General features: G+C 64.9%; 20 protein-coding genes. 10 read left to right on the top strand and 10 right to left on the bottom strand.

Annotated features, from left to right (window positions below):
* Positions 1–153: 153 nt before the first annotated feature.
* Positions 154–2463, bottom strand: coding sequence for an NADP-dependent malic enzyme (locus SE92_RS01665; protein WP_063194179.1), 2310 nt, complete (start codon positions 2461–2463; stop codon positions 154–156).
* Positions 2464–2711: 248 nt separating this feature from the next.
* Between SE92_RS01665 and SE92_RS01660 the strand changes: the two genes are divergently transcribed.
* A complete protein-coding gene (locus tag SE92_RS01660; protein WP_063194178.1) occupies positions 2712–4682 on the top strand; it encodes an aq_1923 C-terminal domain in 1971 nt (656 codons plus the stop codon).
* 165 nt (positions 4683–4847) lie between these two features.
* On the opposite strand, the gene aspS is transcribed toward SE92_RS01660, so the two are convergent.
* On the bottom strand, positions 4848–6620 hold the full coding sequence (gene aspS / locus SE92_RS01655) for an aspartate--tRNA ligase (protein WP_063194177.1): 1773 nt from the start codon (positions 6618–6620) through the stop codon (positions 4848–4850).
* Positions 6621–6817: 197 nt separating this feature from the next.
* Between aspS and SE92_RS01650 the strand changes: the two genes are divergently transcribed.
* The 6 genes from SE92_RS01650 to rnd all read left to right on the top strand — a co-directional run bounded on the left by SE92_RS01650 (position 6818) and on the right by rnd (position 14108).
* Positions 6818–8290 (top strand): protein adenylyltransferase SelO, encoded by a 1473-nt coding sequence (locus SE92_RS01650; protein WP_063194176.1) that lies wholly within the window; start codon positions 6818–6820, stop codon positions 8288–8290.
* A 209-nt stretch (positions 8291–8499) separates the two neighbouring features.
* A complete protein-coding gene (locus tag SE92_RS01645) occupies positions 8500–9348 on the top strand; it encodes a phosphodiesterase (protein WP_063194175.1) in 849 nt (282 codons plus the stop codon).
* 1 nt (position 9349) lies between these two features.
* Entirely contained in the window at positions 9350–10300 is a 951-nt protein-coding gene (locus SE92_RS01640; protein WP_063194174.1) for a carbohydrate ABC transporter permease, read from the top strand.
* Positions 10297–11166 (top strand): carbohydrate ABC transporter permease, encoded by an 870-nt coding sequence (locus SE92_RS01635; protein WP_063194173.1) that lies wholly within the window; start codon positions 10297–10299, stop codon positions 11164–11166. The genes SE92_RS01640 and SE92_RS01635 overlap by 4 nt, the downstream gene beginning before the upstream one ends.
* Before the next feature lie 11 nt (positions 11167–11177).
* Positions 11178–12512 carry an ABC transporter substrate-binding protein gene (locus tag SE92_RS01630; RefSeq protein WP_063194172.1) on the top strand — a complete coding sequence of 445 codons (1335 nt, stop codon included), beginning with the start codon at positions 11178–11180 and terminating at the stop codon, positions 12510–12512.
* 447 nt (positions 12513–12959) lie between these two features.
* Complete coding sequence (gene rnd, locus SE92_RS01625; RefSeq protein ID WP_063194171.1) at positions 12960–14108, top strand: ribonuclease D; 1149 nt, start codon at positions 12960–12962, stop codon at positions 14106–14108.
* A gap of 153 nt (positions 14109–14261) precedes the next feature.
* Here the strand turns inward: rnd and SE92_RS01620 are convergent, their stop codons facing one another.
* The 5 genes from SE92_RS01620 to SE92_RS01605 form a co-directional block, all read right to left on the bottom strand.
* Positions 14262–15644, bottom strand: a complete 1383-nt coding sequence (locus SE92_RS01620) for an aspartate aminotransferase family protein (RefSeq protein WP_063194170.1) — start codon at positions 15642–15644, stop codon at positions 14262–14264.
* A 188-nt stretch (positions 15645–15832) separates the two neighbouring features.
* The gene (locus SE92_RS36425; RefSeq protein ID WP_198172520.1) at positions 15833–16003 is read right to left on the bottom strand and encodes a hypothetical protein; all 171 of its coding nucleotides are present in this window, start codon (positions 16001–16003) and stop codon (positions 15833–15835) included.
* Between the two features lie 31 nt (positions 16004–16034).
* Positions 16035–16598, bottom strand: coding sequence for an isochorismatase family protein (locus tag SE92_RS01615; RefSeq protein WP_063194169.1), 564 nt, complete (start codon positions 16596–16598; stop codon positions 16035–16037).
* Between the two features lie 25 nt (positions 16599–16623).
* A complete protein-coding gene (locus SE92_RS01610) occupies positions 16624–17244 on the bottom strand; it encodes a GNAT family N-acetyltransferase (protein WP_063194168.1) in 621 nt (206 codons plus the stop codon).
* Positions 17231–17848 carry a hypothetical protein gene (locus tag SE92_RS01605; protein WP_063194167.1) on the bottom strand — a complete coding sequence of 206 codons (618 nt, stop codon included), beginning with the start codon at positions 17846–17848 and terminating at the stop codon, positions 17231–17233. The genes SE92_RS01610 and SE92_RS01605 overlap by 14 nt, the downstream gene beginning before the upstream one ends.
* A 71-nt stretch (positions 17849–17919) precedes the next feature.
* Between SE92_RS01605 and SE92_RS01600 the strand changes: the two genes are divergently transcribed.
* Positions 17920–18960 (top strand): LysR family transcriptional regulator, encoded by a 1041-nt coding sequence (locus SE92_RS01600; RefSeq protein ID WP_063194166.1) that lies wholly within the window; start codon positions 17920–17922, stop codon positions 18958–18960.
* Positions 18961–18981: 21 nt separating this feature from the next.
* On the opposite strand, the gene SE92_RS01595 is transcribed toward SE92_RS01600, so the two are convergent.
* Positions 18982–20139, bottom strand: coding sequence for an autotransporter outer membrane beta-barrel domain-containing protein (locus tag SE92_RS01595; RefSeq protein ID WP_063194165.1), 1158 nt, complete (start codon positions 20137–20139; stop codon positions 18982–18984).
* Between the two features lie 365 nt (positions 20140–20504).
* Between SE92_RS01595 and SE92_RS01590 the strand changes: the two genes are divergently transcribed.
* A complete protein-coding gene (locus SE92_RS01590; protein ID WP_007591938.1) occupies positions 20505–20711 on the top strand; it encodes a cold-shock protein in 207 nt (68 codons plus the stop codon).
* 91 nt (positions 20712–20802) lie between these two features.
* Here SE92_RS01590 and purN read toward each other — a convergent pair whose 3' ends face one another.
* Positions 20803–21456 carry a phosphoribosylglycinamide formyltransferase gene (gene purN, locus SE92_RS01585; protein WP_063194164.1) on the bottom strand — a complete coding sequence of 218 codons (654 nt, stop codon included), beginning with the start codon at positions 21454–21456 and terminating at the stop codon, positions 20803–20805.
* Positions 21456–22529 carry a phosphoribosylformylglycinamidine cyclo-ligase gene (gene purM, locus SE92_RS01580; protein ID WP_063194163.1) on the bottom strand — a complete coding sequence of 358 codons (1074 nt, stop codon included), beginning with the start codon at positions 22527–22529 and terminating at the stop codon, positions 21456–21458. The genes purN and purM overlap by 1 nt, the downstream gene beginning before the upstream one ends.
* Before the next feature lie 155 nt (positions 22530–22684).
* Between purM and SE92_RS01575 the strand changes: the two genes are divergently transcribed.
* Entirely contained in the window at positions 22685–23227 is a 543-nt protein-coding gene (locus SE92_RS01575) for a CDP-alcohol phosphatidyltransferase family protein (RefSeq protein WP_063194162.1), read from the top strand.
* Positions 23228–23298 lie beyond the last annotated feature (71 nt).

Here is a 23298-nt window from a genome sequence, read left to right as displayed (position 1 = left end):
CTCGCGATCGCGACTCGCGGGGAGATACCCCTCATCCGGCGCCATAGCCGAAGCTACGCTTCGGCGTTCGTAAGAACGGCGGCCCCAAAGGCCGCCTATGCCACCTTCTCCCACAAGGGGAGAAGGGATTGCACGATGACGCGAGAGACGTCCTTACGTAAACAACGTCGGCTGCTGCCGCGCTGCCCGCTCCTGCGCTTCCACCACCGCGACTGCCGTCATGTTGAGGATGCCGCGCGCCGTCACCGACGGCGTGAGGATGTGCGCCGGGCGCGCCGGGCCGACCAGGATCGGGCCGACGGGAAGTGCGTCCGCCAGCGACTTGATCATCTGATAGGCGACGTTGGCGGTGTCCAGCGTCGGCATGATCATGATGTTGGCCTCGCCCTCCAGCTGGGAGTGCGGCAGCACCATCCTTCGCGCGGCGGCGGAGAGCGCGGTGTCGCCCTGCATCTCGCCGTCTGCCTCGATCTCCGGATGCTTGTCCTTCAGCAACTGTGTCGCCCGCCGCATCTTGCGCGAGGAATCGGTGTCGTAGCTGCCGAAATCCGAGTGCGAGACGAACGCAATCTTCGGCTTGATGTTGAAGCGCTGGACGTGGACCGCGGCGAGCGACGCGATCTCGGCGAGCTCTTCCGCGCTCGGACTGGGCCGAACCTGCGTGTCGGCGATGAAGAAGGCGCCCTTGCTGGTGATCAGCAGCGCCAGCGCCGCGTAGTCGCTGACGCCGGGACAGAAGCCGACGATCTCTCGGACATGGCGCAGATGGCTCATGTAGCGGCCCTCGACGCCGCAAAGCATGGCATCCGCCTCGCCGCGTGTGACCGCCAGCGCGGCGATCACCGTGTTGTTGGTACGCACCACGGTGCGGGCGGCGTCCGGCGTCACGCCGCGGCGGCCGGCGACCTCGACATAGGACTGCACGTAGGAACGGTAGCGCGGATCGTCCTCGGGATTGACGAGGTCGAAATCCTTGCCGGCGCGGATCGAGAGGCCGAAGCGCTTGATGCGCGCCTCCACGACCGAGGGACGGCCGACCAGGATCGGCCGCGCCAGATTCTCCTCCAGCACCACTTGGGTGGCGCGCAGCACGCGCTCGTCCTCGCCTTCGGCGTAGATCACCCGCACCGGCTGGGTCTTGGCCTTGGCGAACATCGGCTTCATCACGAGGCCGGAGCGGAAGGCGAAGCGCTCGAGCAGCGCGGTGTATTCGTCGAAATTGGTGATGGGGCGTGTCGCGACGCCGGACTCCATCGCCGCCTTCGCCACCGCCGGCGCGATGCGCAGGATCAGCCTGGGATCAAAGGGGCTCGGGATCAGCGAACCCGGGCCGAAGCCTTGCGTCTCGCCGGCGTCGAAGCCTTGCGCGACCGCATCCGACGGCGCCTCGCGCGCGAGCTGGGCGATGGCTTCGACCGCTGCGTGCTTCATCTCTTCGTTGATGGCGCTGGCGCCGACATCGAGCGCGCCGCGGAAGATGAAGGGAAAGCACAGGACGTTGTTGACCTGGTTCGGATAGTCGGAGCGGCCGGTGCAGATCATGGCGTCAGGGCGCACCTTGCGCGCCTCCTCCGGCATGATCTCAGGGGTCGGGTTGGCAAGCGCCATGATCAGCGGCTTGTCGCCCATCGCCTTGGCCATCTCGGGCTTGAGCACGCCGGGCGCGGAGAGTCCGATGAAGATGTCGGCGCCCCCGATGACGTCACCGAGCGTGCGCTTGTCGGTTTTCTGCGCATAGACCGCCTTCCAGCGGTCCATCGTGGTGTTGCGGCCTTCGTGAACGAGGCCATCGATGTCGCAGACCCAGATGTTCTTGCGCTGCGCGCCCATCGACACGAGCAGATTGAGTGTCGCGATCGCGGCCGCGCCTGCTCCCGACGCCACGATCTTGACGTCGGAGAGCTTCTTTCCGTTGAGTCGCAGGGCGTTGGTGACGGCGGCGGCGACGATGATGGCGGTGCCGTGCTGGTCGTCATGGAAGACCGGGATCTTCATGCGCTCCTTCAGCTGCGCCTCGATCTCGAAGCATTCCGGCCCGCGGATGTCTTCCAGATTGATGCCGCCGAAGGTTGGCTCGAGCGCCGCCACGGTCTCGACCACGCGCTCGATGGTGTCGGCGGCGATCTCGATATCGAACACGTCGATGCCGGCGAATTTCTTGAACAGGACGGCCTTGCCCTCCATCACCGGCTTGGATGCCAGCGGGCCGATATTGCCGAGGCCGAGCACAGCGGTACCGTTGGAGACAACGGCAACCAGATTGGCGCGGGTGGTCAGCGTGGCGGCTTCCGCCGGGTTCTTCGCGATCTCGGTGCAGGCCGCGGCAACGCCGGGAGAATAGGCAAGCGCGAGGTCGCGCTGGTTGGCAAGCGGCTTGCTCGCCTGGATCTCGAGCTTTCCGGGGCGCGGCAGACGATGGTAGGCCAGCGCCGCCTGGTGGAGATCATCAGAATAGGACGACATGCGGTGTTTCGCCTCGCGTTACCGGCCTCAAAATGCACGATCCGAACGCCGCTGTCCAAGCGGACCGTATTTCCGGGTCGTGGAAACGGGATGAAGCACGCCGGGTGCCCCGGTGGCAACATCCGATTGCGCGCCCATCAACAGGACGCCCGGTCAAATATTTGAAAACCATAGCTTTCCCTGGACCGCGCGGCGTTTCACGAATATGGCAGGTTGCGCGGTGCAAAACGAGCAATCGGAGCAAGGGAATGAAGCGAATCCTGATCGGCCTGATCGTGGCAGTCGTGCTCGGCGCGGGCGGATGGTTCGGCTTCAATCTCTACGTCCAGCATCGCGCCACCGCCGAGGTCGAGGCAGCGTTCGCGCGGATCCGCTCAGGCGGCGGCAAGGCGAGCCACGGCAAGATCGGGTTCGACCTGCGGACGCGCACCCTGACGATCGAAGACATCGCGATCACTCCCGGCGAGCAGCCGCAGGCGCAGATCAGGATCGCCGGCATCACGGGCACCGGGGTTCGCCTGATCGACGACAACAGCTTCTCGGCCGACCATATCGAGGTCAGGGGTTTCGAGGTCGCGCTGGACCAGGTCGGCGCCGCGAAGCTGAAGGCGTCCTACAAGGTCCCGCAGCTCACCTTGCGTGACTATGCCGGCCCCATTCACGCCGGCAATGCGCCGGCAGGCGGCTCGCTGATCGAGATTTACCGCTATGTGCTCGATCAGTACGCCAGCATCACGGCATCATCCGTCACAGCTCCGACGCTGACGATGACGTTCGATACGAGCGGCAGCGCAGCCGGTAGTGGCGAGGTCGCCTATTCGGGGCTCGCGATCCAGAATCTCAAGCGCGGCAAGATCGACGCGATGAAAGCGGACCGCGCCGTCTTCACCATCGACGTTCCGCAGCCGGGCAAACAGGAGAAGCTGACCGGCGACCTCTCCAACATCATCGTCAATGATTTCGACTCCACCGCGATCGCCGCGGCGCTCGATCCGCAGAAGACCGGCGACGACAGCTACCATCGCGTCTACCGGCAGATCGCGACCGGGCCCTATGTGCTCAAATCGACCCAGGGCATGCGGATGGACATCGACGGGATCACCTTCGAGGACATCGCGGTGCAGCCGTCGAAATTCCGGCCGGCCGAGATCGTTGCGCTCTTGCCAGCGGACCCGTCGGCCGTCCCGACCGCGGCGCAATCGCGCGAGATGATGGAGAAGCTCGCCGGATTCTATGAAGGCCTTCGCATCGGCAGGATCGAGGTCGGCAAGACGTCCATGGGCACGCCGCAGGGCACGGCCAGGATCAATGCCGTCCGGTACCGCGAAGGCGAGTTCGCGGTCGAAGGCGTCGATACGCCCTCGCCGCAGGGCCAGCTCAAGATGGAGCGCTTCGCTCTGAAATCGTTCAGTGCGGCAAACCTGATGCGCTGGGCGGCAGGGCTCAGCAGCCAGGGGCAGCCGCCCTCGCCCGATCAGATGCTGGGCCTGTTCCGCGTGCTTGAAGGCGCCGAGGTCAAGGGCGTGACTGCGCCCCATAAGAACACGCGGCAGCCCGTCACCGTCGACACGATCAGCCTGAGCTGGGGCCAGCTGGTCGGATCGATTCCGAGCAAGGCCAATCTGGTCGTCAAGATGGTCACGCCGACCGATCCTGCCAATCCGGCGCTGCAGCCGCTGATCGTGGCTGGCGTGGACAAGCTTGCGATCGACCTCGATCTCGGCGCGGCCTGGACGGAATCCTCAGGCGCGTTCGCGCTCGCGCCGGCCACGCTCGATCTCGGCAACCTCGCCAGGGCGCAGGCCCGGTTCGCGCTCGCCAACGTGCCGCGCGGCCTGTTCACCGCCGACCCGGTGCAGGCGATGGACCAGGCGGCGCAGGTCGAGACCGGCGCGATCGAGCTCTCGTTGCGGGACAGCGGCGTAGTCGATCTCGTCGTGGCGCAGTTCGCGCGTATGCAGAATGTCAGCCGCGACGCTGCGCGCAGCGCCATCGTCGAGATGATCCGCGCGCAAGGCGAGAAGCTCGCGGCGTCCAATCTCGATGTCAGGGCTGCGGTCGACGCGCTCGCCGGCTTCGTCGCGACGTCGGGGCAGACGCTGACCATCAAGCTGACCCCGCTCGGCAAGCTGCCGGTGCTTCAGCTGATCGATATCCTCGACAACGAGCCGATCATCGCGCTGGCGCAGTTCAGGATCGAGGCATCGACGGGGTTGTAGATCGCTTTGGTGGTCTCGTGTCCCGGACTTGGCGCGGCATGAAATAACGCGATGCAGAGCCGGGACCCAGGCGTCTGCGTTTCAACGCGACGTGGACCCCGGCTCTGCAGCGCATTGCTTAAGTAGCGCTGCGCTGCGTCCGGGGCACGAGACCGGCCGCCCCCCTCACTTCTGCGGCAGGTTCACCCGCACATGCAGCTCGCGGAGCTGCTTCGTCGTGGCTTCCGACGGCGCGCCCATCAGGAGGTCCATGGCCTGCTGGTTCATCGGGAACAGCGAGATCTCGCGCAGATTGGTGGTGCCACAGAGCAGCATCACGATGCGGTCGACGCCCGCGGCCATGCCGCCATGCGGCGGTGCGCCGTATTGGAAGGCGCGATACATGCCGCCGAAGCGGTCGACCACTTCCTGCTCGCCATAGCCCGCGATCTCGAACGCCTTCACCATCGCTTCCGGCACGTGGTTGCGGATGCCGCCCGAGGCGATCTCGTAGCCGTTGCAGGTGATGTCGTACTGGAACGCCTTGATGGTCAGCGGATCTTGCGATTTCAGCGCCTCGAGGCCGCCCTGCGGCATCGAGAACGGGTTGTGCGAGAAGTCGACCTTCTTGTCCTCGTCGTTGTACTCGTACATCGGGAAGTCGACGATCCAAGCGAGCTCGAACCGCTCCTTGTCGGTGAGGTTCAGCTCCTCGCCAACCTTGTTGCGGGCCAAACCAGAGAACTTCCAGAACTTGTCGGGATCGCCGGCGACGAAGAAGGCGGCGTCGCCCTCCTTGGTGCCGATCTGCGCGCGGATTGCCGCGGTGCGCTCAGGCCCGATGTTGTTCGCCAGGGGACCTGCGCCCTCGCCGCCCTCACGCCACATGATGTAGCCGAGGCCGGGCTGGCCTTCGCCTTGCGCCCACGAGTTCATGCGATCACAGAACGCGCGGCTGCCGCCGCCCGGCGCCGGGATCGCCCAGACCTGGTTCTTGGGATCCTCGAGCATGCGCGCGAAGACCTTGAAGCCGCTTCCGCGGAAGTGCTCGGAGACGTCCTGCATCTCGATGGGGTTGCGCAAATCCGGCTTGTCGCTGCCGTATTTGCGCAGCGCCTCGGCGAACGGGATGCGGCGCCAGTTCTTGCTCACCGGCTTGCCCTTGGCGAACTCCTCGAACACGCCGGTAATGACGGGCTCCATCGCAGCGAACACGTCTTCCTGCGTGACAAAGCTCATCTCGACGTCGAGCTGGTAGAACTCGCCCGGCAGACGGTCGGCGCGCGGGTCCTCGTCGCGGAAGCACGGCGCGATCTGGAAGTAGCGGTCGAAGCCCGACATCATCAGCAGCTGCTTGTACTGCTGCGGCGCCTGCGGCAGCGCGTAGAACTTGCCGGGATGGATGCGCGAGGGCACCAGGAAGTCGCGCGCGCCTTCCGGCGAGGACGCGGTCAGGATCGGGGTGTTGAACTCGAAGAAGCCCTGCCCCTCCATGCGCCGGCGCATCGACTTGATGATCTCGACGCGCGTCATGATGTTCTGGTGCAGCTTTTCGCGGCGCAGGTCGAGGAAGCGGTACTTCAGGCGGATGTCTTCGGGATATTCCTGGTCGCCGAACACCGGCAGCGGCAAATCGCCGGCCGGGCCCAGCACCTCGATCTCGGTGACATAGATCTCGATCTTGCCGGTCGGCAGGTCATCATTGTCGGTGCCTTCGGGGCGGCGGCGGGCCTTGCCGTCCATCCGCACCACGAATTCCGAGCGCAGCTTCTCGGCCAGCGAGAAAGCGGGCGAGTCCGGGTCGACCACGCACTGGGTCAGGCCGTAATGGTCACGCAAATCGATGAACAGCACGCCGCCATGGTCGCGAACGCGATGGACCCAGCCCGACAGGCGGACCGTCTCGCCGATGTTGCTCTCGCGGAGCGCGCCGCATGTATGTGACCGGTAGCGATGCATGGTCGTCCCAAAATGATGTCTGAAGGATATCGAATCGGACGGCCCGTCAGGGCCGGTTCGAGATTGCGGCAGGGTTTACCCGACGAGGCCCGGGGCGGCAACCAAGGGAACGCCCTGTTTTGGGCCGGAAGCGCCCATTTTTGGCATATCAGGGGCCGAGCCTTTGCCATCGGGCGTTCCAGCCCTATCTTGAGGCCATGACGGTGCATTTCCCCTTCCAGAACTCCTATTCGGCGCTGCCGGACAGCTTCTTTGCCCGCGTCGCTCCGACCCCGGTCGCGGCCCCCCGGCTGATCAAGCTGAACCGGCCGCTGGCGGCCCAACTCGGACTCGATCCGGATCTGCTGGAGAGCCCTGAAGGCGCGGCGATCCTGGCCGGCAAGACGGTTCCCGACGGCGCCGACCCCATCGCCATGGCCTATGCCGGCCACCAGTTCGGCCATTTCGTGCCCCAGCTCGGCGACGGCCGCGCCATCCTGCTCGGCGAGGTCATCGACAAGGACGGCGTCCGCCGCGACATCCAGCTCAAGGGATCCGGCCCCACCCCGTTCTCCCGCCGTGGCGACGGCCGCGCCGCGCTCGGGCCGGTGCTGCGGGAATACATCGTCAGCGAGGCGATGTTCGCTCTCGGCATTCCCACCACGCGCTCGCTCGCCGCCGTCATCACCGGCGAGCATGTGATCCGCGAGACCGCCCTGCCCGGCGCAGTGCTGACCCGCGTCGCCTCCAGCCACATCCGCGTCGGCACCTTCCAGTTCTTCGCCGCCCGCGGCAACACCGATGCGATCCGCGCCCTCGCCGACCACGTCATTGCGCGACATTATCCGCAGCTGCGCGACGCGGAGCGGCCCTATCATTCTCTGCTCGCCGCCGTCGTCGCACGCCAGGCCGAGCTCATCGCGCGCTGGCTGCTGGTCGGCTTCATCCATGGCGTGATGAACACCGACAACTCGTCGATATCAGGCGAGACCATCGACTACGGCCCCTGCGCCTTCATGGACGCCTACAATCCTGCGCAGGTGTTTTCGTCGATCGACGAGATGGGCCGCTACGCCTATGCCAACCAGCCGCGCATCGCCTTGTGGAATCTGACGCGCCTTGCCGAATGCCTGCTGCCGCTGTTCTCGGACGAGCAGGAGAAGGCGGTCGCCGAGGCCCAGGACATTCTCGGCGCCTTCTCGGACCAGTTCAGCGCCGCCTATCAGGCCGGCCTGCGCAGGAAGGTCGGCCTGTTTACCGAGCGCGCCGGCGACGAGGCGCTGATCCAGGACCTGCTCGATGCCATGGCCAAAAACCAGGCCGACTTCATCCTCACCTTCCGCAAGCTGGGCGATGCTGCCGTTGATGACAGCGCGGATGCGCGTGCGCAGTTCATGGAGCCCGCGGCCTTCGACGAATGGGCCGGGCGCTGGCGCGCGCGCATCGCGCTGGAGCCGCAAACGGCCGCCGAGCGGCAGGCCGCGATGCACGCAGTCAACCCGATGTTCATTCCGCGCAACCACCGCATCGAGGCCGTGATCCAGGCGGCGGTGAACGACGACGACTACGCGCCGTTCGAGGAATTGGTGAAGGTGCTGGCGAGGCCCTTCGAGGACCAGCCGGACTATGCCGCCTACGCCGACCCGCCGCTGCCGGACCAGCGGGTGTTGCAGACGTTCTGCGGGACGTGAGGCGGGCTCGACCGCGCACTACCATCTCTAATTGATCCACTGCATGGATTGCGCGTTGCGCTACGCCATTGCGGTCCCGGCGCGCGTTGTGGACGCGTCGCGCCCTTGGGAACCACTGTCATCAAACTGAAACACACGCGCTCTAACCGCCTGTCAGGGTCGTCTTGCCGGAGGCGTCCGTCCTCGAACCATCCTGACAAAGCGCGCGCATGCCCTTCAAATTCATCCATCTCACCGACACGCATCTCGCGAACCCCGGCTCGACGCTCTACGGGCTCGACCCGCGCGCCCGGCTGGACGCGGCGATCGCCGACATCAACAAGCACCAGTCCGACGCCGCGTTTGCGGTCGTGACCGGCGACCTCACCCATTGGGGCGAGGCGGACTCCTACGCCAATTTCGCCGACGCGATGGCCGCACTGAAGATTCCCTACATCGCCATGGTCGGCAATCACGACAAGCGCGTGACCTGCCTCGATGCGCTGAAAGCCGCGCCGCGCGATGCCAACGGCTTCGTGCAGGGCACCCGCACCACCGAGCACGGCCTGTTCGTTTTCCTCGACACGCTGGACGAGACCAGCCACGCCGGCGAGATGTGCGCAAAGCGTTTCGACTGGCTGGCGAAGACGTTGGCCGCGGCGCCTGCCAACCAGCCCTTCGTATTCTTCATGCATCACCCGCCATTCCCCATCGGCGTCCATGCGATGGACGAGATCGGGCTGAAGCAGAGCGCTGAATTCGCAGAGGTGATCGCGCCCTATCGCGCGCGCATCCGCCACCTCTTCTTCGGCCATGTGCACCGGCCGATCTTCGGCAGCTACGGCAAGATCCCGTTCTCGACGCTGCGCGGCACCAACCACCAGGTCTGGTTCGAGCTCAATGCCGACGCGCCGCATCTGGCGAGCCACGAGCCGCCCGCCTATGGCGTCGTGCTGATCGACGACGACAATCTCGTCGTGCACAGCCACGACTTCCTGGACGACAGTCTGCGCTTCCCCTTCGAGCCGCCGGCGGGAGTGGACGGCCGCGACTATGCGCTCAAGTTTCCGGCGCGGTGAGATGAGCCTCGCTGAACCCGCGGCTCTCCCGGTCGCGACCTCGGCGGCGCCGCGCCTCGAAGTCATCCGGCGCTTCACGACCCGCTTCAAGGCCTCACTGCCCGCCTATCTGCTGCTGCTGCCCTCGCTCGTCTTCCTGGCGCTGTTCACCTATGGCGCGATGGGCCGCGTCGTCCTCGACGCGCTCTATCAGCGCGCCACCCCCAAGGCGCCGGTCCGCTTCGTCGGTCTCGACAATGTCAGCGCGGTGCTGGCCGACCCCGCCTTCACCGGCGCGGTCGTCAACAACCTGATCTATGCCGTTGGCACCGCGGTCCCCAGCATCGGCCTAGCGCTGCTGTTCGCGCTGGCGCTGGCGCGCACCAACGCCGTCAGTAGCGCGCTGCGTGCCGCGCTGTTCCTGCCGGTGCTGATCCCGATGGTCGCGGCGTCCGCGCTGTTCATGTTCATCTTCCTGCCCAATGTCGGCCTGCTCGACTTCTACATCGGCCGCCTGCTTCCGGTGCTGCCGAACTGGCTTGGCGACCCCGACGTCGCGCTTTATGCGATCATGGTCATCACGATCTGGAAGAACGCCGGCTACTACATGCTGTTCTTCCTCGCCGGCCTCCAGGCCGTGCCCGAGGACGTGATGGAGGCGGCGCATCTCGACGGCGCCGGGCCTTATCGGCGGTTTCGCCATATCATCCTGCCGGAGCTCAAGCCCACCTTCCTGTTCGTGATCGTCATCGCCACCCTCAACGCGGTGACGCAGGTCGACCACGTCTTCGTCATGACCCAGGGCGGGCCGTCGAATTCGACCAACCTCGTGCTGTTCTACATCTATCAGCAGGCGGTCGAGCATTACGACGTCGGCAAGGCCTCGGCCGCGACGCTGCTGACGCTCGCTGCGCTCATGGGGCTGACCGCACTCTCCTTCCGCACCATGGCGAACCGCGAGGGCGGGCCATGAAGCTGATGGACTGGTTCACCAGAGACGCCCCGCTCGCCACCCGCAATGAGATCACGCCCAAGCTCGGCTTCCTGCTGACCTTGCTGCTGGCGATCGTCTGGCTCGTCCCGTTTCTGTGGATGGTCGTCGCGACGCTGCGCCCGGCCTCCGATGGTATCAACGCCATGGCCGAGCTGATGCCGAGCGTGAAGCCGACGCTCGACAACATCAGGGATGCCTGGGAGATCGGCGACTTCCCGCGCTACACGCTCAACACCACCCTCATCTGCGCCGGCATCCTGCTGGTGCAGTTCGTCACGATCACGCTGGCGGGCTTTGCCTTTGCGCGCCTGAACTTCGTCGGCAAGACGCCGATCTTCTATCTGTTCCTGATGCAGCTGATGCTGGTGCCGGTGCTGCTGATCGTGCCGAACCTGTCGCTGGTCGCCCAGCTCGGTCTCTACGACACGCTCACCGGCGTGATGATGCCGTTCTTCGCCTCCGCCTTCGGCACCTTCCTGATGCGCCAGGCCTTCGAGGCCATTCCGACCGAGTTGGAGGACGCCGCCCTGATCGACGGCGCCAGCCTGCTGCAACGGATCCGCCACATCTACGTGCCGCTGTCGATGCCGAGCTTCTCGGCCTTCGCCATCATCTCCGTGACCAGCCACTGGAACGACTTCCTGTGGCCGCTGATGGTGATCAACTCGCCGGACAAGCGGCCGCTCACGGTCGGCCTGTCCGTCTTCACCAAGACCGCCGAAGGCACGCAGGCCTGGGGCACCATCGCCGCCGGCACGCTGATGGTGATCGGCCCGCTGCTCGTCACCTTCCTGATCTTCCAGAAGCGCTTCATCAGTTCTTTCGTCACCTCAGGCATCAAATAGGAGATTTTTCGATGCTGTTCTCCCGCAGGCTCATGCTCGGCCTTGCCATGGCAGGTTCTTTGGCAAGCGCCCTCGCCTTTCCCGCTCTCGCCGGCGAGGGCCCGACCGAGATCGATCTGTTCTTCCCAGTCCCCGTCGACGGCAAGCTCGCCCGCGACATGGGCACCTTGATCAAGGAATTCAACGAGACCCATCCTGACATCAAGGCGACCGCCGTCTACACCGGCTCCTATGACGACACGCTGATCAAGACGCGCGCCGCGATCAAGGCCGGCAAGCCGCCGTCCGCCGTGATCATGTCGGCCAACTTCCTGCTGGACATGCAGATCGAGAACGAGCTCACCAATCTCGATGCGCTGATCAAGGCCGACGGCACCACCAAGGAGCAATTCCTCGGTCAGTTCTTCCCGGCCCTGCAAGGCAACGCGGTGATCAACCGCTCGGTCTACGGCGTGCCGTTCCACAATTCGACGCCGCTGCTCTACATCAACGCCGACAAGGCCAAGGAAGCCGGCCTCGACCCGAACAAGCCGCCGCAGACCTGGGCCGAGCTCACCGACTGGGCCAAGAAGCTCACCAAGCGCGACGGCGACAAGGTCACCCAATGGGGCATCGCGATCCCCTGCGCCTACGACTATTGCGGCTGGATGATGGAAACGCTCACCATGAGCAATGGCGGGCGCTACTACAACGAGGAGTTCGGCGGCGAGATCTATTACGACACGCCCTCGATGCTCGGCGCGCTGACCTGGTGGAATGACCTCATTTACAAGCACAAGGTCCACACGCCCGGCGCGACGCCGGGACCTGCGGTCAGCACCTCCTTCATCTCCGGCAATGCCGCGATGATGATGCTGTCGACGGGCTCGCTCACCTATGTGCGCGACAACGCCAAGTTCGCCTACAAGGTCGCCTTCATCCCGCGCAACGTCCGCAACGCCGTGCCGATCGGCGGCGCCTCGCTGATCGTTCCGGCTGGGCTGGAGGCCGACAAGCAGAAGGCCGCCTGGACGCTGATCAAGTGGATGACCTCGCCCGAGAAGAGCGGCTGGTGGAGCCGCGCCACCGGCTATTTCGCGCCCAACATGGCGGCGTACAAGACGCCTGAGATGGTCGACTTCCTGAACAAAAACCCGGACGCCAAGACCGCCGTCGAGCAGCTCGACGTCGCCAAGCCCTGGTTCGCCACCTACAAGACCGTCCCGGTCCGCAAGACCCTCGAGGACGAGGTGATGCTGGTCCTCAACGGCAAGAAGCAGCCGAAGGAAGCCCTCGTGGCGGCGCAGAAGGCCGCGGATGAGACGCTGAAGCCGTACAACGCGGAGACATCGCTGAAGCTGCCGTAAACCTAGGCCTCGTCATGCCCGGGCTTGTCCCGGGCATGACGAGCTTGCGCGCGCGAAAAGAACGTGGATGGCCGGGACAAACCCGACCATGACGACGGGCGGAATAGAGCCATTAACCCCCCGTCCACCATCCGGCCCGTCGCACCGCCGGTAACCATTGCAATTAACAGACCCTCAACGCACCCCCGACAAATCTATCAATGTTTCTGGAGGTTTCGCCGTGGATCTGTTGGTTATCGAGTTCCTGGGACTGGCGCTGGTCGCCATGTGCGTGGTCGTGGTGGCGCTGCCCTGCGCCCGCAAATCCTCGCACCGGGTCCGCTACGAATAGGAATTTCGTCGGAGAAAGCGATTCCGGCCCAAATGCAAGGCTCGAATTCGCATCGAGCCCCTTGACATCACAGCACTTTCGGCAGAACGGCTGATGGCAAGTGTCATGGGTCGTTCATGGATTTGATTACCACCACCGCTGACCTCGCGGCTGCATGCAGCCGGCTGGCCAAGCACCCCGTCATAACAGTCGATACCGAGTTCCTGCGCGAGACCACCTACTACCCGCTGCTGTGCGTGGTGCAGATGGCGAGCGCCGAGGAAGCCATCGTCGTCGACACGCTGGCCCCAGGGATCGACCTCAAGCCGTTCTTCGAGCTGATGGCCAATGAGAGCGTCTTGAAGGTCTTCCACGCCGCCCGCCAGGACATCGAGATCATCTGGCACCAGGCCAACATCATCCCGCATCCGGTGTTCGACACCCAGGTTGCCGCGATGGTGCTCGGTTACGGCGACAGCATCGCCTACGACGCGCTGGTCGAGAAGGTTGCCGGCCACCGCCCGGACAAGACCCACCGCTTCACCGACTGGTCGCGCCGGCCGCTGACCAAGGAGCAGATGCACTATGCGGTGTCCGACGTCACGCATCTGCGCGACGTGTTCGCCGCGCTCGATGCCGACCTCAAGAAACGCCGCCGCAGCGAATGGGTCTCGATCGAGATGGAGGTCCTTACCTCCCCCCGAACCTACGACTTCCATCCCGAGCGCGCCTGGGAGCGTCTGAAGACGCGGGTGCGCAAGCCGAAGGATCTCGCCGTCCTGATGGAAGTCGCGGCCTGGCGTGAGCAGGAAGCCCAAAGCCGTGACGTGCCGCGTGGCCGGGTGTTGCGCGACGAGGCAGTCACCGACATCGCCACCCACGCGCCGACCACGCTGGAGAAGCTCGCCCATCTTCGCTCTGTGCCGAAGGGGTTCGAGAAGTCCAAATGGGGTGCGGACATCGTCGCCGCGGTCGAGCGTGGCCTGGCGCGGGATTTTTCGACGCTGCCGAAGCTGGAGAAGCCGCGCAACAACAACAACGGCGCCGCCATCGTCGAGCTCCTGAAGGTCCTGCTGCGCATGACCGCCGAGAAACATGCGGTCGCAAGCAAGGTGATCGCAACCGTCGACGATCTCGAAGAGATCGCAGCCAACGACGACGCCGACGTCCCCGCCCTGCGCGGCTGGCGCCGCGAGCTGTTCGGTGACGCCGCCTTGAAGCTGAAGCGCGGCGAGCTGGCGCTGGCGGTCGAGAAAGGCCGCGTGATCGGGGTTCAGCGGGCGTAACGGTCAGCCGCACCGCCTCTCCACCGTTATTGCGAGTGGAAGCAATCCAGACTGTTTCCGAGGAGGGATTCTGGATTGCTTCCGCCTACGCCAAAGGCTTCGGCGGGCAAGTCGCTGCGCTCGCAATGACGGAATTTGACGCCGCAGCTCGGCTTACGCCGGCGTCAGCTTCGCCACTTCCGCCTTCATGTCGTCCAGCACGCCCGAGATCGCGGCGACCAGGTCATCGATGTGGGCCTTGGTGACAATCAGCGGCGGGCAGATGGCGATGGCGTCCAGCATGTTGCGCGAGATCACGCCGCGCTCCTGGAGCATGCGGCTCGCCATGCCGCCGACGGCGCCCGGCGTCGCCGCCGCGGTCTTGCGGCCCTTGTCGAGCACGAGCTCGATCGCCGCGATCATGCCGACGCCGCGGACCTCACCGACCAGCGGATGACTGGTGAGCTCGCGCAAGCGGCCCTGCATGTAGCCGCCGAGCTCGGCGGCATGCGCAACCAGGCCGCGTTCCTCGATGATTTTGAGGTTTTCCAGCGCGATCGCCGAGCCGACCGGATGACCGCCGGCAGTGAAGCCGTGACCGAGCACGCCGATCTTGTTGCTCTCGTCCGCGATCGGCTCGAACATGCGTTCGTTCATGATGATCGCCGAGAACGGGAAATAGCTCGAGGTGATCTGCTTGGAGACCACGAGCACGTCGGGCTTGATGCCATAGGTCTCGCAGCCGAACATCTTGCCGGTGCGGCCGAAGCCGCAGATCACCTCGTCGGCGACCAGCAGGATGTCGTACTTGGTCAGGACCTTCTGAATCTTGTCCCAATAGGTCGCCGGCGGCACGATGACGCCGCCCGCGCCCATCACCGGCTCGCCGAAGAACGCCGCGATGGTGTCGGGCCCTTCCTTCTGGATCAGGGCGTCGAGCTCCTCCGCCCGGCGCGTCGCGAACGCCTCCTCGCTCTCGCCGGGGGCGCCATCCTTGTAGAAATGCGGCGAGCCCGTGTGCAGGATGTTCGGCAGCGGCAGATCGAACGAGCGATGGTTGTTCGGCAGGCCCGTGAGGCTGGCCGACGCAATGGTGACGCCGTGATAGGCGCGCATGCGGCTGATCACCTTCTTGCGCTGCGGCTGGCCGAGCGCGTTGGAACGATAGGCGATCAGCTTCAACACGGTGTCGTTGGCTTCCGAGCCGGAATTGGTGAAGAACACCTTGCTCATCGGCACCGGCGCGAGCGCGACCAGCTTCTCGGCAAGATCGATCGAGGGCCCGTGCGATTTGGCGGAGAACGTGTGGTAGAATGGCAGCGCCTGCATCTGCTTGTGCGCGGCCTCGACCAGCCGCTTCTCGTTGAAGCCGAGCCCGACGCTCCACAGGCCGGCCATCGCCTCGAAATAGCGCTTGCCCGACGCATCGAAGACGTAAGGACCGTCGCCGCGTTCGATCACCAGGGGACCGGCCTGCTGATGCGTGCGCGCGTTGGTGTAGGGATGGAGCTGATAGGCCACATCCCGGGCCTCTTGCGAATTGGGCAGCATGGACATTGCTAGAGATCCTTGAAAGCGTCACGTCGCAGGCATAGCCGGCGTCATCACTCGATGATCGAGTACCTTGGCTATTGCGACAGCGCAGAACTTGCAACGTCAATTCGTCGGCAGCAAGCGCTCAGCAGCGTTGCACAAAGCCGCAGATGACAAAGCCGCGCATCGCAGAAGGGCAGTTGGAGCAGCGCTCACGCCGCATCGTCGTCATGCCCGTCATCCGCACCGGCGGCGGCTTCCCTCACCTCCACCAGCGCCATCGAGAGCAGATAGACCGTCGTCGGCAGGCCGAGCCTGCGCGCCGTCTCGGCGGCATGCGACAGATCGCTCGCCAGCTCCTTGAGCTCGTCTCCCCGTGACAATCTCTTAACCCCATCCGCCGGTCGCGGCCGCTTACACCGCAACGGCGCCGCTGGTTCTGATCAGTTCGGCGCTGGACTGGACTGTAGCAAAGTTCGCGATGACATTCACTACCGCTTGCTTGTAGGCGGCGGCATCGCCCGTACCTGGCTGCCGGCAAGCCACGGCGTCCGTGATCACGTGGTAGCGATGGCTGCGGTGAAACCCTTCCACGGCGGTCGCCAGAATGGTCTCGTCCAGCGAAAAACCGATCAGAATGCAGCGCATGGCATGGATATTGGACATGTAGTCCACAAACCGCGACGAGCTGTAGGCGGACGGCAGCGGGTGCTGGAACGTCATCTCCCCCGGCTGCGGCTTGGTCTGCGCAATCCAATCGGTCAGCCTGGATGCCGGATTGAACCAGGCGGCCTGCGCGATGCGCTTCAGATGCATTACCGGCCACAGATGGCCGCGCCACAGCGTCAGCAGGTCCAGGCAGCGTGCGGTCGTGGCGTCGCCATCGAGGATGACATGGCGGCGCCCGGGGGTCAGGTATTCGACCTGAAGATCCGCGCAGACCAGGATCGGCGGATCGTCGTGGATGGAAGCCAGCATCGTGTTGCGCCGAGCTGCACCGATTTCAGCTGCCGGCGAGCGCGAGGTCCCGCAGCGGTGAGGTCACCGCCCGCCCCGCCGAGGCGTCGAGCACGCCCGGCCGGTCCCAATCGCCCTCGGGCCGGATGATCACATAGGGATCGCTGTCGAGCGTGATCGCGTCCGGGCCCGGCTCGATCTCCAGCAGCATTTCCGTATAGGAAAAATCCGAGAAAGTGATCTTGCGATTGTGGCCGAGCGGTTTGGCGCCGAAATGGGCCCAGAAATCGACCAGCCTGTCCTGCGCCTGACCGTAGATCTTGCGAAAGCCCTTGCGCTTCACGTAGTCGACGCTGGCCTGCACCAGCTTGAACGAGACGCGCGAGCGGCGGTATTGGTGACGCACCGCGAGCCGCTCCACCTTGGCGAAATCGCCGAAGAAGCGCACCCGCAGGCAGCCCGCGGGCTCGTTGCCGACGAAGCCGATGAAGTGCGCGGCGACCATGTCGTTGCCGTCGAACTCCTCCTCGAACGGACAATCCTGCTCGGCGAGATAGACCGCGGAGCGGATCGCCGTGACCAGCATGAGATCGTTGGGATCGCGCGCGAGGCGGACGGTGATGGCGCGGGAACTGGGCTTGGCGACGGGAATCCTAGTACCGTGCATCTGCAAAACTCCTTGCTTGGATGATCGCGCCCGGCATGCGCATTGATTGCCGATGCCAGGGCCGCTCGTAGCACCAGAGATCGGGTTGGAAGCTCGGCACCGGCGCAAAACCGGTCGCCTTCATGATGTCGCGGCCGGCCACCGTTGACGGCTGCGCATAGCAATCGGCGTTGCGAAACCTTAGCTGTCGCAGATGCGCCGCGGCCTTGCCGAGACCGGCGATGCCGCGGCCCGTCGCCGCGATCGCCCAGATGTAGATGGCCGCGACGTCTTCCTTCGCGGAAGCGAGATAATGCGTCTCGGGCGCGGTCAGGCAGATCTCGTCGAGCAGCAGCGCGTCATAGCCGCGGTCATTGAGAAACAGGAAGGCCATGCCGCCCACGAGCTGGCCCTTCCGGCTGAAGGTCAGGATGCTCTGGGGATCGAACGTGAAATATCGCGCAAGCTCGGCCGCCCCGATCCGCACGCCCGGCACCAGCCGGTGCGCCAGCTCGGCAAGCGCGGCAATTTCGGAAAATTGCGCACAGCGGACATCGACATCCGGGCTCATCGGCAAAGCATCGAAATCATGCCTTGCGGCAAACGAGCCCCTTTCCATAGCCATATCACGCCTCTATCGTCCGAGGCTTTCGTGCCCCGCTATGCCGATGAGCTTAGCGGCTGGGGATCAGGAGTATGCAGCAGTTATTGCACCGGGGTGCTGCGATGATGCAGCACCGTGAAGAAGCCCTGGGCGCGTCCTGGGACGATTTGAAACTGTTTTTAGCGTGCGCAAAATATAAAAGTTTTCGCAATGCAGCCGAAGAGCTCGGGCTCACCTCCACCACCTTGATGCGCCGGATCGACCGGCTCGAGGAGAGTATCGGCTGCAAGCTGTTCCTGCGCGACCAGAGTGGACTCACGCTCAGCGATGAAGGCAGCGCGATGATCGCCGACGTTGCGCATATGGAGCGTCATGCCTTCAACGTCTTCCGGCGCGCCTCGCGGTCGTCGAACGACACTTCGGGCACCGTACGCGTCGCGGTGACGGAAGGCCCGGGCAATTTCTGGATCCTGCCGCGCCTGATCGATTTCCAGAAGACCTATCGCAGGATCACCGTCGATCTACGCTGCGCGATGGAGCAGGCCGACGTCGCGCGGCTTGAATCGGATATCGCGATCCAGCTCGAGCCGCCGACCAATCCCGACCTGATCGTCGCCAAGCTCGGCCGCCTGCACATCTATCCCTTCGTCTCCAAGGAGTACGAGAACCTCTACGGCGTGCCGGCGACCCTGGCCGAGCTGAAGAACCATCGCATCATCAAGCAGAGCGCGCCGCAGGTCGACGACGGCGCCTACGCCCGCGTGCTCGGGTTGAAGTCGCTCGAGGGCATCGTCGGGATCAAGACCAATTCCTCGGTCGGCGTGCTCTATGCCGTCGAGCGCGGCGCCGGCATCGGCTTCCTGCCGACGGTCTCGATCGCGCTCGGCGCGCCGCTGATCGCCGTCGATCTCGGCGTCAGCCACCATGCCGATCTCTGGCTCACCTATCACAAGGAATTCCGCACCTCCGAGCGCCACAAGATCGTGGTCGACTGGCTGAAGAAGATCTTCGATCCCAAGGCCTATCCCTGCTTCCGCGACGAGTTCATCCATCCGAACGCGCTGGTGCCGATGATGACGGCGGCGCGCGAAGGTTTTGGATTGACAGGATATGTCGCGGCGACGCCGACTTGAGTGCTTGGGCGAGTATTCCGCTCACCATTTGTATTCGAAGCCGACGGTGCCCTGGTGCGAGGTCAGTTCGTTGCGGAACTTGCCGTCGTAATTGACATAGAGCCGCGCCACGCTGGTCAGGCTGAGCGAAGCCGAGGCGCCGGCATCCATGCCGTAACGGCTCTCGCCGATGCCGGGAACCACGATGTTCTGGGCGCCGAGGCTGACCTGGATCGATCCCAGGTCCTGGTGAAAATTGTCGACGAACTTGCCGTAGGCGGACAGGTCGAGGATTTTCTGGTCGATGATGAAGTAGCGGCCGATCTCGGCCCCGATCATCACGCGCGCGCGTGAGAGCGCGGTCGAGCCGACGTTGAGCGGGTCGAGACCGCCCGACTCCTGGAACGCGGCGCTGGTGGCGCGCACATATTCCAGCGCGCCCTTGGGCACGATGCGCATCTGGTCCTTGGTCCAATAATAGCTGATCTCGGTCAGCGCGCCGTCGACCGCGGCGCGATAGCTCGCATTCGCAACGCCAAGGCCGGTGTCGCGGCTGGAGCGGACCTTGCCGAAACCGTGCACCACCGCGAACGCCCAGGTCCACGGGCCCTTGTCGACCGAGCCGTTGAAGCCGATCTGCGTCAGGTCGAGCGTTGCCGACTGCAGCGCCAGCGGCACATCCACGTCGGTGTGGCTCTGGTCGACGGAGAAACCGAGATTGACGCCGGTGGCCACGCGCGCGCCGAAGCCCGCGACGCCGCCGACCGTCTTGCGCCGGTCGCCGACGAAGTCGCCTTGTGCGTCGGTGCGGACCGAGATGCCGTAACCCTCGAACCAGGTGCGGTAACGCGGATCTTCCGTGCTTGCCGACGCCCCGCCGCCGCCGGGATTGGTCCGGGACGTCCGGTTGAAACCGTTCGAGGCCTGGTTGCCGAGCCGTTCCAGGAAGTTCGAACCCAGATCGAGCGCGCTGTTGCCGACTGAACGATCGTAGTTGATCGACGTCGACACCGGGGTCGGTGACGGCGTCGGCGTCGGAGACACAGCCGGTGTCGGGGTCTGCGCGAAACCCGGCGTCGCCGCCGAGATCGTCGCGGCGAGCACCAGCGCAAGCGCCATCGTGACCGATGCCGCGATTCCGCGAACGCGGTCCAGCCCGATCGTCTGCCGTGTCCTGGTGAGCTGCGAGGGGCAGCACATAACGACTAATCCCGAAGCAATGGCCGGCCCGCAAAAATGCAACAGCAGCGGCTCGCGCGTGCCGCGATTTGTGCCGAACTGCCACGGAGGGTCAACCGGTTGGCCCGTCGTCACCGCGCCTATTGCCCTCGATTGTGGTTCCGTGGCCACAGGTCGCAAATAGCAGACGATGGTGCCTGCCCCCATCTTGAAATTCGCGCGCTGCTTGCTAACGGGCGATTTTCATGTTGCAATGTTGGCCACAATCGGAATTGGCCGCTGTGCGTTTCGCGACAATGAGACTCGAACAGACTTCCGGAAGCCCGTTTGTGGCGTGGCACGCGAAAAGCGGCCGCGTCTTTTTTATCTAGTGGAGGAGACTGAGGATGCCGCAAAAGGGCACCGTCAAATGGTTCAACCCGACCAAGGGCTATGGGTTCATCAAGCCGAACGGCAGCGACAAGGACGTCTTCGTCCATATCTCCGCCGTCGAGCGCGCCGGACTCTCCACCCTCAACGAGAACCAGGTGGTTGAATACGACCTCGTGGAGAACCGCGGCAAGGCATCCGCGGAAAACCTCAAGGTCTCCTGATCGCTCTCAACTCTACACGCGAGAGATCATGACGTTGCCCCCGGCTCTGCCGGGGGATTTCGTTTGTGACGACCGCGGCGAGGACGGCGCTTCAGCGCACCACCGGCGCGACCAGGAAATTCTCCGACGCCGAACTGCCCGCAGTCCTGCAGACATCGCCCTCGATCTTGACCTTGCCGGTCGCGAGCAGCCGCAACGCTTCGGGATAAATGCGGTGCTCGACCTCGAGGATACGCTCCGACAGCGTGTCGCCGGTGTCGTGATCGCTGACGGGAACCGCGCCCTGCATCACGATCGGACCGGCATCGGTCTCGGGGATGACGAAATGCACCGTCGCGCCGGACAGTTTGACGCCGGCGCGCAGAGCCTGGCCGTGCGGATCGAGGCCCGGAAACGACGGCAGCAGCGAGGGATGGATGTTCAGCATCCGCCCGTACCAGGCTTTGGTGAACTCGGCCGTGAACAGGCGCATGAAGCCGCCGAGACAAATCAGCTCGATGCCGTGCTGGTCGAGCGCGGCCTGCAGCACCTTTTCGAAACCGGCGCGGTCCTTCCCGAACGGCTTGCTCTCGATCACCAGCGTGTTCACGCCGGCCGCCTTGGCCCGTTCGAGTCCGAGCGCATCGGCCTTGTTGGAGATGACGAGCGAGATCTCCGCCGGGAAATCCGCCGCGCTTGCGGCCTTGATCAGCGCCGCCATGTTGGAGCCGCGGCCGGAGATCAGGATGGCGACGCGGCGCTTCATCACAGCGCCAGATCGAGATGGCCGTTATAGACGACGCGGTGCTCGCCCTCGGCCGGGATCACGGTACCGAGCTGCGCCACGGTCTCGCCGGCATCGCTGAACACCCGCACGACCTCGTCGACCTTGTCGGGCTCGACGATCGCGATCATGCCGATGCCGCAATTGAAAGTACGCAGCATCTCCAGTTCGGCGATGCCGGCCTGCGCCGCCAGCCATTTGAACACCGGCAGCACCGGCAGGCGTGCGAGGTCAATGCCGACGCCGAGGTTCTTCGGCAGCACGCGCGGAATGTTGTCGGTGAAGCCGCCGCCGGTGATGTGGGCGAGGCCCTTCACCGCGCCGGTCTCGCGGATCGCGCGCAGGCAGGATTTGACGTAGAGCTTGGTCGGCGTCAGCAGCGCGCCGCCGAGCGTCATCACCGGCGCGAACGGCGCCTGCGCCTCGAAAGCAAGGCCGGACTGCTCCACGATCTTGCGCACCAGCGAGAAGCCGTTGGAATGCACACCCGACGAGGCGAGGCCGATCACGGCATCGCCCGCGGCGATGTCCTTGCGCGGCAGCAGCGTGCCCCGCTCCGCCGCACCGACGGCAAAGCCGCCGAGATCGTAATCGCCGTCCTTGTACAGGCCCGGCATCTCCGCGGTCTCGCCGCCGATCAGGGCGCAGCCGGATTCACGGCAGCCTTCCGCGACGCCCGCCACGATCGAGGCCGTCGCCTCGGGGTCGAGCTTGCCGCAGGCGAAATAGTCCAGGAAGAACAGCGGCTCGGCGCCCTGCACCACGAGGTCGTTGACGCTCATGGCGACGAGGTCGATGCCGATCCCGCCATGCAGCCCGGTCTCGATCGCGATCTTGACCTTGGTGCCGACACCGTCGGTCGCGGCCACCAGGACCGGGTCCTTGAAACCGGCCGCCTTGAGGTCGAACAGGCCGCCGAAGCCGCCGATCTCGGCGTCGGCGCCGGGCCGTGCGGTGGCGCGCACCATCGGCTTGATCAGGTCGACCAGGCGGTTGCCCGCATCGATATCGACGCCTGAATCGGCGTAAGTGAGGCCGTTTTTGCGGTCGGTCATGCCCGATTTCCAGTGGGTTTGCGGCTGGTTACGTCGAATTCCGGGGACGCGCAATGGCTCGCATGGCGCCCCGCCCTATACTATGTAGATATCAACCGGTTCAGCCTCCCGAGGGGCCGGATTCGAGGTCAGACCGGGTGCCGGGAAGCGCTTTCGTGAGTATTCCGAACATCATTACCCTGGGCCGCATCCTGCTGGTCCCGATCATCGTGTGGGCCATCGTGTCGAGCCAAATGGAAGTGGCGTTCGCCGTCTTCCTGATCGCCGGTATCAGCGACGCCGTGGACGGCTTCCTGGCCAAGCGCTTCAACATGACCAGCGAGCTCGGCGCCCTGCTCGACCCGCTCGCGGACAAGGCGCTGCTGGTCTCGATCTACATGGCGCTGGGCATCTGGGGCGCGATTCCCCGCTGGATCGTGATCCTGGTGGTCTCGCGCGACATCATGATCGTCGCGGCCGTGATCGTATCCTGGCTGTTCGATCGGCCGGTCGAGATGAAGCCGTCGAAAGTGTCCAAGCTCAACACGGTGGCACAAGTGGCGTTCGCCGCCCTGGTGCTGGCGGCGCTTGCCTTCGGCTTCAAGCCGGCTCCTTATGATATCATCCTGATGGGTCTCGTCACGATCTTCACGCTCTCCTCGGTGTCGCTCTACCTGGTCGAGTGGCTGCGGCACATGAGTACGATCGAGGCCAAATGAGAGGGAATGCGGCCCCGCAAAAGGCCAACTCCCGCCCGATGAAGGCGAATCTCTTCCAACAAGCCGGCACG

Origin of the sequence: Bradyrhizobium sp. AT1, from assembly GCF_001590795.1 — a bacterium.
Taxonomy (GTDB): Bacteria; Pseudomonadota; Alphaproteobacteria; order Rhizobiales; family Xanthobacteraceae; genus Bradyrhizobium.
This window is presented reverse-complemented; position numbering and strand designations above follow the sequence as displayed.